This is a genomic window from Geodermatophilus nigrescens (assembly GCF_900129495.1).
Taxonomy (GTDB): domain Bacteria; phylum Actinomycetota; class Actinomycetes; order Mycobacteriales; family Geodermatophilaceae; genus Geodermatophilus; species Geodermatophilus nigrescens.
Window position 1 is genome coordinate 21,314 of record NZ_FQVX01000009.1, and the last position, 6,981, is coordinate 28,294.

Consider the following 6,981-nt stretch of genomic DNA (forward strand, 5'->3'; position numbering starts at 1 on the left):
CACCGGCCAGGCCCCGACGGGGAGCACTCCGGCGGACGTTCCCGCGGGAACGCCCCGGGACCGGGCGGCGCTCAGACGGTGGAGGCGACGCCCGCGAGGATCGCGAGGGCGAAGAAGCCCACGCCGATCCAGCCGAGGACGATGCCGGCGATCGCCATCCCGTCACCGCTCTCGCCGCGTTCGCGGATCTGGTTGCGCGCGATGTAGCCGAAGACGAGCGCCAGGATGCTCCCGATCCAGTAGAGCCAGAGGATCCCCAGGACCATCGACGCGACGGCGAGGCCGTTGGTGCGCCGCGGCGGCACGGGGTAGCCGTACCCGTACCCGTAGGGCGGGTACTGGCCGGGTCCGTACGGGCCCGGCGGCGGCCCGTAGGCCGGCGGCGGCGTGCCCTGCTGACCGGCGCCGGACCCCGGCGCCCCCCACTGCGTCACGTGCGTCCTCTCCGTTCCGGAACCGGTGCGCCCCGGTCCCGCTCCCGGGGCACGGTACGGATCCGCACGCCCCCGGGGCGGTTCCGCCACCCCGGAGGGGTCAGCCCTCGACGGCGCCCAGGCCCTGCTACTCGTCCTCGACTGCGTCGAGGAAGCGCCGGACCGTCTCCAGGAAGACCTCGGGCTGCTCGGAGTGCACCCAGTGCCCGGCGTTCTTGACCTTCACCAGCCGGGTGGAGGGGAACAGCGCGTCCATCCGGTCCCGGTCCCCGGGCAGCACGTAGTGGCTGTTGGCGCCGGCGACCCACAGCACCGGCCCGTCGAAGGTGGCGCCCGGCGGCGGCTCCGGGAAGCCGCGCAGCTCGCCGAGGTCTCGCTCGAGCGTCTCCAGGTTCAGCCGCCACCGCCAGCGGCCCGAGCCCACCCCCTCCCGGACCAGGCTCTGCAGCAGGAACGACCGCACCATCGTGCTCGGCACCGCCTCGCGCAGCGCCCGGTCGGCGTCCTCCCGGGTGCGCAGCGCGCCGAGGTCGACCGCCCGCATCGCCGCGATGTAGGCCTCGAAGGGCGAGGCCTCCTCGTCGGGGTCGTCGGTGCGGCCGCCGGTCAGCGGGTACTCCACCGGGGCGATGTCGACGACGACCAGGCCGCGCAGCAGCTCCGGCCGGCGCAGCGCCAGCGTCATCGCCACCTTGCCGCCCATCGAGTGCCCGACCAGCGTCACCGGCTCCCCGTAGGAGGCCAGCTCGTCGGCCAGCAGCCCGGCCATGTCCACGTAGTCGACCCGGTCGGTCCAGGGCGAGTGCCCGTGGTTGGGTAGGTCGAGCAGCGTCACCCGGTGCCCGCCGGCCAGGCCCTTCGCGATCGTCGTCCAGTTCTTGCCCTGGCCGAACAGGCCGTGCACGAACACCACGCGCGGGCCGGCCTCGCCGACGGTGCGCCCGGCGAGCCGCTCGTCGGAGGTCGCATCGGCGGTCACCCGGCGATTCCACCAGATCCGCGGGCGACGGCGACCTACCGTGCCGGGGATCAGAGGAGGTCCCCGTGCCCGGACGGCGTCGCGCCGCCACCACGACCACGCGCCGGACGACAGGCCGATCGACGACGAAGCGGCGGACGACGGCCCGCCGGCCCGCGGTGCCCGACCTGCCCACCGCGGGCCCCGGCGAGCGGGTGTGGGTGCTCGCCGTCCCGTTCCGCGCGCCCGCCCCGGGCGCCGTCTGGCACCCCGGCCTGCAGGCGCACGTGTGGGTGGGCGCTCGGCTGCCCGCGGCGCTGGCGCCCTACGACCCGCCGCCGTACACCCTCGAGCGGTACCTGGAGGACGAGCTCAACGACGAGCCGCGCCCGCTGCCGGAGGGCCGGCCGATGGTGCCGCGCGAGGAGCAGTGCACCGGCGCGGAGGCCGTCGTCGCCTCCGCCGCGGCCGGGCACCGGGTGTTCCTGCTCGGCGACGACCCCGGCGTCGGCAAGACCGGCACCGCCGTCCTCGCCGCGCGCGAGATCTGCGAGATGCGCGGCGGCGAGCGGGTGCTCGTCGTCGCCGACCGCCCGGCGGCCATCACCATCCCGCACTGGACCCGCTCGATCGCCGGCTTCGGTGACGGCGGCCTGCGTTGGTGCGTGACCACGTGGGACCGGCTGGCGAAGGTGGCGGGGCTGGAGTTCGACGTCGTCATCGCGGACGAGGCACACATGGTCCGGCACACGACGACGCAGCGCTGGAAGCACTGGAAGGCGGTCTCCGGCGGCGGCCGCGTGAAGGACGTCCCGTTCGTCGTCGCCGCCACCGCCACCCCGGCGCACACCCCGCTGGAGCTGCCCTACCTGGCGCCGCAGTTCGCCCAGGTGCACGGCGAGCCGCTGCGTTCCTGGGCCGACCTGCCCGCCAAGCTCGCCGAGCACGGGTTCCACGTGGAACGCGGCCGCTACGGCTGGACGTGGACCGAGGACGCCGACGCCCGCCGGGCCGACCTCGCCCGGCTGCAGGGCTGGCTCGCGGGCGGGAGAGGTCCGGCCGACCCGCCCGCCACGCTGCACCGGCCGGCGCCGTGGGGCCCCGTGTCGGTGACCGGCACGCCGGTCGCGCTCACCCCCGCCGAGCAGGCCGCCTACGAGTCGGAGTGGCAGGAGTTCCGCGCCGAGATGCAGCTGGCGCGGCGGGCCCGGCAGAGCGCCCGCGGCCGCGCCGCGCTGCTGCGGTTCCGGCAGAAGGCGGGGCTGATCCGCGCGCAGGCGACGGTCGACTGGGTGCGCGCCCAGGTGGAGGCCGAGCGGCAGGTGGCGGTGTCGGTGGAGTTCGTGGAGACCGCGGCCGACCCCATCCGCGAGGCGCTGCTGGACTCCGGCGTCGCCGTCGCGTCCATCTACGGGCGGGACCGGTTCGACGTCGAGGCCGAGCGGCTGCGCTTCCAGAGCGGCGAGGCGCCGGTGTGCGTGTTCACCGTGACCGCCTCCATCAGCCTGCACGCCGGCGAGCTGCTGCCCAGCGGCACGACGGCGTCGGCCACCCCGCGGGTCGGGCTGTTCCACCAGCCGCGGTTCTCCGGGATCCAGGCCCGCCAGGTCACCGGCCGCACCCACCGCGACGGGCAGGTCAGCCCGTGGCGGGTGGCCTACGCGGAGGGGACGGTCGAGGAGCAGGTGGCCCGGGTGATGGTCGAGCGGCTGGCCGTCAGCGGCTCGACGGCGGGCGCGGACACCTCGGCGCTGCAGGAGATCGCCGAGCTCCTCGACGCCGACTGGCTGCCGCCCGCCGCGCTCACCGAGGGCTGAGCGCGGCCCGGCGGGCGCGGGTCAGCGGCGGGGGAGCGCCCGGCCGTCGGGGAGCGTGCGGCCGGCGAGCAGCGCCACGAGCGACCCGCCGTCCGCCCGGACGGCGTCCCCGCTGCCCCACGCCCAGCCGGTGTCGGATGACTCCAGCCGGACGCCGGCCAGGTCGACGCCGAACCAGGCGCCCTCCGCGGCGGTGACGGCGTCGAGGACGGCGGCCACGGCGTCGGCCGGCGCGACCGGCGGCCGGCCGAGCGCGACGGTGACGTCCAGGGAGTGGACGACGGCGTGGCTCAGGGCGCCGGTCGCGCCACCGCCGGGCGGCTGCCACGCGTGCAGGACCGGCGAGCGCAGGGCGCCGAGCAGGTCGGCGGCCGGGAGCGCGGCGTCGCGGGCCGCCACGGTGTCGGACAGGACGCCGAAGTCGCCGCGCGCGGCCGCCATCTCCGCGCCGAACTGCTCGGGGGACAGCCGCGCCGGCATGGTCACGTGCGCCACCAGGTGCCGGACCTGCCAGCCCGCGCACAGCGTCGGGGCGTCCCAGGTCGCGGGCTCGGCATCGAGCACGCCGGCCAGCCCCTCGTACGTCCGCCCCACCCACGCCGCCACGTCGCGTCCGTCCACGTCGGTCATCGTCCCTCCTCCGTCCGCCCGGTCCCGGGCGCCGTGGGGGGAGACGTCCGCCGGGGCCGGGACTCATCGGTGCGGTCGCGGACGGGACGCCCGGCGCTCACCCCGGCGACACCCCCGGCCACTAGCCTGCCGCCCGTGATCTTGGTTGCCGCCGTCGTCGGGGTCGTCCTGCTCGCCGCCCTCGCGGTCTTCCAGCTGGCGCTGGTCGGCGGGGCGCCGCTGGGGCGCTTCGCCTGGGGCGGTCAGCACGTCGTCCTGCCGCCGCGGCTCCGCGTGGGCAGCGCGGTGTCGATCGGGGTCTACGGCGTGGTCGCGCTGCTCCTGCTGCAGGCGGCCGGCGCCGTCGACCTGCTGCCCGGCGGCGTGGTCGACGTCGCCATGTGGGTGCTGACCGGGTACTTCGCGCTCGGCGTGGCGCTCAACGCGATCTCCCGCAGCCGGCCCGAGCGGCTGGTGATGACGCCGGTCGCGCTGGCCCTCGCGGTCGTCTGCCTGCTGCTCGCACTGCGCTGAGCGCTCAGCGGAGGAACTCGGTGAGCACCCGTTCGGCGCCGGCGGGGAGGGTGTGGTGGGTGGCGCCGGGCAGCGTCACGACGCCCGCCCGCGGCATGAGCCGGCCGGCGTTGCGGGCCACCTGGCGGGGGTCCTGCGCCCGCCCGTCCCCGGCGACGACGACCAGCGTGGGCACGGTCAGCCCGGCCAGCCGGGCCGGGTCGGGACGGCGGGTGCGCACCGGCGCCGCCGTCGGCACCTCGGCGCCGAGCGCCGCGACGTCGAGCCACGCGTCGTCCACCGGCCGGCCGCCGGTCTCCCAGCGCACCAGCGCCCGCATGCGGGCGGCGCTGGGCCGGGTCAGCACCGGGACGGCGTGCAGCAGGTAGCCGGGGGAGAAGCCGGCGAAGGTGGTGGTCGGGTCGACGAGCCCGAGGCGGCGCACCCGGGCGGGCCGGTCGAGCGCGAGGGCGAGCGCCTGCCAGCCGCCGTAGCTGTGCCCGGCCAGGTCGACGGCGCCGAGGCCCAGCCCGTCGAGGACCTCGGCCAGCCAGTCGGCGACGTCCTCGGCGCTGGCGAGCGGGGTGGTGGCGGGGCTGCGGCCGGCGTCGCCCACCGGGTCGACGACGTGCACGCGGCGCACCGCGGCGAGCAGCCGCATCGCGCCCGACCAGGCCAGCGCGGTGGCGCCGCCGCCGGGCAGCAGCACCAGCGGGGGAGCCGCGGCCGCGCCGCTGACGAGCACGTGGGTGCGGCCGAACCGCGTGTCGACGCCGACCGGGCGGACCGGCACCGGCCAGCGGGCGAGCGCCGCGTCGTAGGCGGCCTCGAACGCGCCCCGCCGGTCCCCCATGGGCGGAGCCTGCCGGGTGCGCGACACCCCGGCAACGGACGGGGGAGGATCGACGGCGTGCGGCGGGAGGCGAGCGTCCTGCACCTGGACCTGGACGCGTTCTTCGCCGCCGTCGAGCAGCGCGACAAGCCCTCGCTGCGAGGGCGGCCGGTGGTCGTCGGCGGCACCGGCGGGCGCGGCGTCGTCGCGACGGCGTCCTACGAGGCGCGCGCCTACGGGGCCCGCTCGGCGATGTCGACGGTGGAGGCCCGCCGCCGCTGCCCGCCCGGGACGGCGTTCCTCGGCGGCCGGTTCGGCGCCTACCGGCGGACGTCGGACGTCGTCATGGCGCTGCTGCGCGAGCTGTCGCCGCTGGTGGAGCCGGTGTCGATCGACGAGGCGTACGTCGACCTGGCGGCCGGCGACCACGACCTGTCCGTCGACGGCGTCACCGCGCTGGCCCGCACGCTCAAGGAGCGGATCGCCGGGGCCACCGGCGGGGTGACCGGCTCGGTCGGGATCGGCAGCTCCAAGCTCATGGCGAAGATCGCCTCCGACCTCGACAAGCCCGACGGCCTCGTCGTCGTCCCGCCGGGCTCCGAGCTCGACGTGCTGCACCCGCTGCCGGTGACCCGGCTCGGCGGGGTCGGCCCGGCCACGGCCGAGCGGCTGCGGCAGGTCGGCGTGCGCACGGTGGCCGACCTGGCGGCGAAGACGCTCCCCGACCTGGTCACCCTGGCCGGGCGGGCGCACGGCACCGGGCTGTACCAGCTGGCGCGGGCCGAGGACGACCGGCCGGTGGTGGCCGAGCGGGGGGCCAAGTCGGTCTCGCAGGAGTCGACGTTCGAGCGGGACCTCACCGACCTCGCGGAGCTCGGCCGGCTCATCGACTCGATGGCCGCCCGGGTGGGCGACCGGCTGCGCGGCTCGGCGCTGTCGGGGCGCACGGTCACCCTCAAGCTGCGCCGCTACGACTTCACGACGATGACCCGCTCGCAGACGCTGCCCCAGCCCACGGACGACGCCCGGCAGGTCGCCTCGATCGCGCGGCGGCTGCTCGCCGAGGCCGGCACCGGCGGCGGGCTGCGCCTGATCGGCGTCGGTGTCTCGGGGCTGTCGCAGTACGCGCAGGGCGACCTCTTCGCGGAGGAGCCGGCGACCGCCGAGGAGGCCGTGGACGACGACGTCGTCGAGGCGCCCGAGGCCCCGCCGCCGCCCGCGGACCGGCGCTGGTGGCCGGGGCAGGACGTCGTCCACGACGAACTCGGCGCCGGCTGGGTGTGGGGCCGCGGGCTGGGCCGGGTGACGGTGCGCTTCGAGGGGCCGCGGACGCCGCCCGGGCCCGTCCGCACGCTCGCCGCCGACGACCCGGCCCTGCACCCCGGTGACCCGCCGGAGTGGCGCGTGGAGGTGCCCGCCGCCGGTTGACGCGGCGCCCGATCAGCCTCCTGACCTGCGGTTTCGTCTTGCGTGCACACCTCCGGTCGACTAGTGTCGAACACGCGTTCGATGCGGTGTGGGGAGGTGAACGGGGTGGGGGAGCTGGCCTCCGCGCTCGACGCCCTGTCCGCGGTCGACCTCGACGAGCTCGGCGACGCCGAGCTGCTGGACCGGGCCCGCAAGCTCGTCGCCGCCGCCCACCGGGTGCACGCCGAGCTGACCCGGGTGGTGCGCCGCAGCGACGTGCGCGGCGCGAGCGAGCACGACGGCGCGCGCACCGTCGGCGGCTGGCTGCGCGGGGTCCCGCGGATCTCCGGCGCCTGGGCCGGTGACCTGGTCCGGCACGGCCGCGCCCTGGAGTGGCTGCCGGCGACCGCC

The 6,981-nt window shown here is 77.3% G+C and carries 7 protein-coding genes and 1 pseudogene; 4 read left to right on the forward strand and 4 right to left on the reverse strand.

Translation table 11 applies throughout. The features are described from left to right. Window positions 1-71: 71 nt before the first annotated feature. Window positions 72-434 (reverse strand): DUF4190 domain-containing protein, encoded by a 363-nt coding sequence (locus tag BUE37_RS22815; protein ID WP_073422756.1) that lies wholly within the window; start codon window positions 432-434, stop codon window positions 72-74. 127 nt (window positions 435-561) lie between these two features. After that, window positions 562-1,413 (reverse strand): alpha/beta fold hydrolase, encoded by an 852-nt coding sequence (locus tag BUE37_RS22820; protein WP_073422757.1) that lies wholly within the window; start codon window positions 1,411-1,413, stop codon window positions 562-564. 65 nt (window positions 1,414-1,478) lie between these two features. On the opposite strand from BUE37_RS22820, the gene BUE37_RS22825 reads away from it, so the two are divergent. After that, window positions 1,479-3,209, forward strand: a complete 1,731-nt coding sequence (locus BUE37_RS22825; RefSeq protein WP_073422758.1) for a DEAD/DEAH box helicase — start codon at window positions 1,479-1,481, stop codon at window positions 3,207-3,209. A gap of 21 nt (window positions 3,210-3,230) precedes the next feature. Here the strand turns inward: BUE37_RS22825 and BUE37_RS22830 are convergent, their stop codons facing one another. Continuing rightward, window positions 3,231-3,839 (reverse strand): maleylpyruvate isomerase family mycothiol-dependent enzyme, encoded by a 609-nt coding sequence (locus BUE37_RS22830; protein WP_073422759.1) that lies wholly within the window; start codon window positions 3,837-3,839, stop codon window positions 3,231-3,233. Between the two features lie 135 nt (window positions 3,840-3,974). Between BUE37_RS22830 and BUE37_RS22835 the strand changes: the two genes are divergently transcribed. Continuing rightward, a complete protein-coding gene (locus tag BUE37_RS22835) occupies window positions 3,975-4,352 on the forward strand; it encodes a hypothetical protein (RefSeq protein WP_083629050.1) in 378 nt (125 codons plus the stop codon). A gap of 4 nt (window positions 4,353-4,356) precedes the next feature. Here the strand turns inward: BUE37_RS22835 and BUE37_RS22840 are convergent, their stop codons facing one another. Further along, a complete protein-coding gene (locus tag BUE37_RS22840) occupies window positions 4,357-5,184 on the reverse strand; it encodes an alpha/beta fold hydrolase (RefSeq protein ID WP_073422760.1) in 828 nt (275 codons plus the stop codon). 57 nt (window positions 5,185-5,241) lie between these two features. Here BUE37_RS22840 and BUE37_RS22845 point away from each other — a divergent pair, with 57 nt between their 5' ends. Together BUE37_RS22845 and BUE37_RS22850 are read left to right on the forward strand one after the other, a co-directional pair. Next, complete coding sequence (locus BUE37_RS22845; protein WP_073422761.1) at window positions 5,242-6,591, forward strand: DNA polymerase IV; 1,350 nt, start codon at window positions 5,242-5,244, stop codon at window positions 6,589-6,591. Window positions 6,592-6,687: 96 nt separating this feature from the next. Then, window positions 6,688-6,981: pseudogene (locus BUE37_RS22850) on the forward strand (endonuclease); the annotation flags it as partial.

Excerpts from the sequence above, each read along its gene's own strand:
- BUE37_RS22840 (WP_073422760.1), bottom strand. The coding sequence starts at position 5,184 with ATGGGGGACCGGCGGGGCGCGTTCGAGGCCGCCTACGACGCGGCGCTC.
- BUE37_RS22830 (WP_073422759.1), bottom strand. The coding sequence starts at position 3,839 with ATGACCGACGTGGACGGACGCGACGTGGCGGCGTGGGTGGGGCGGACG.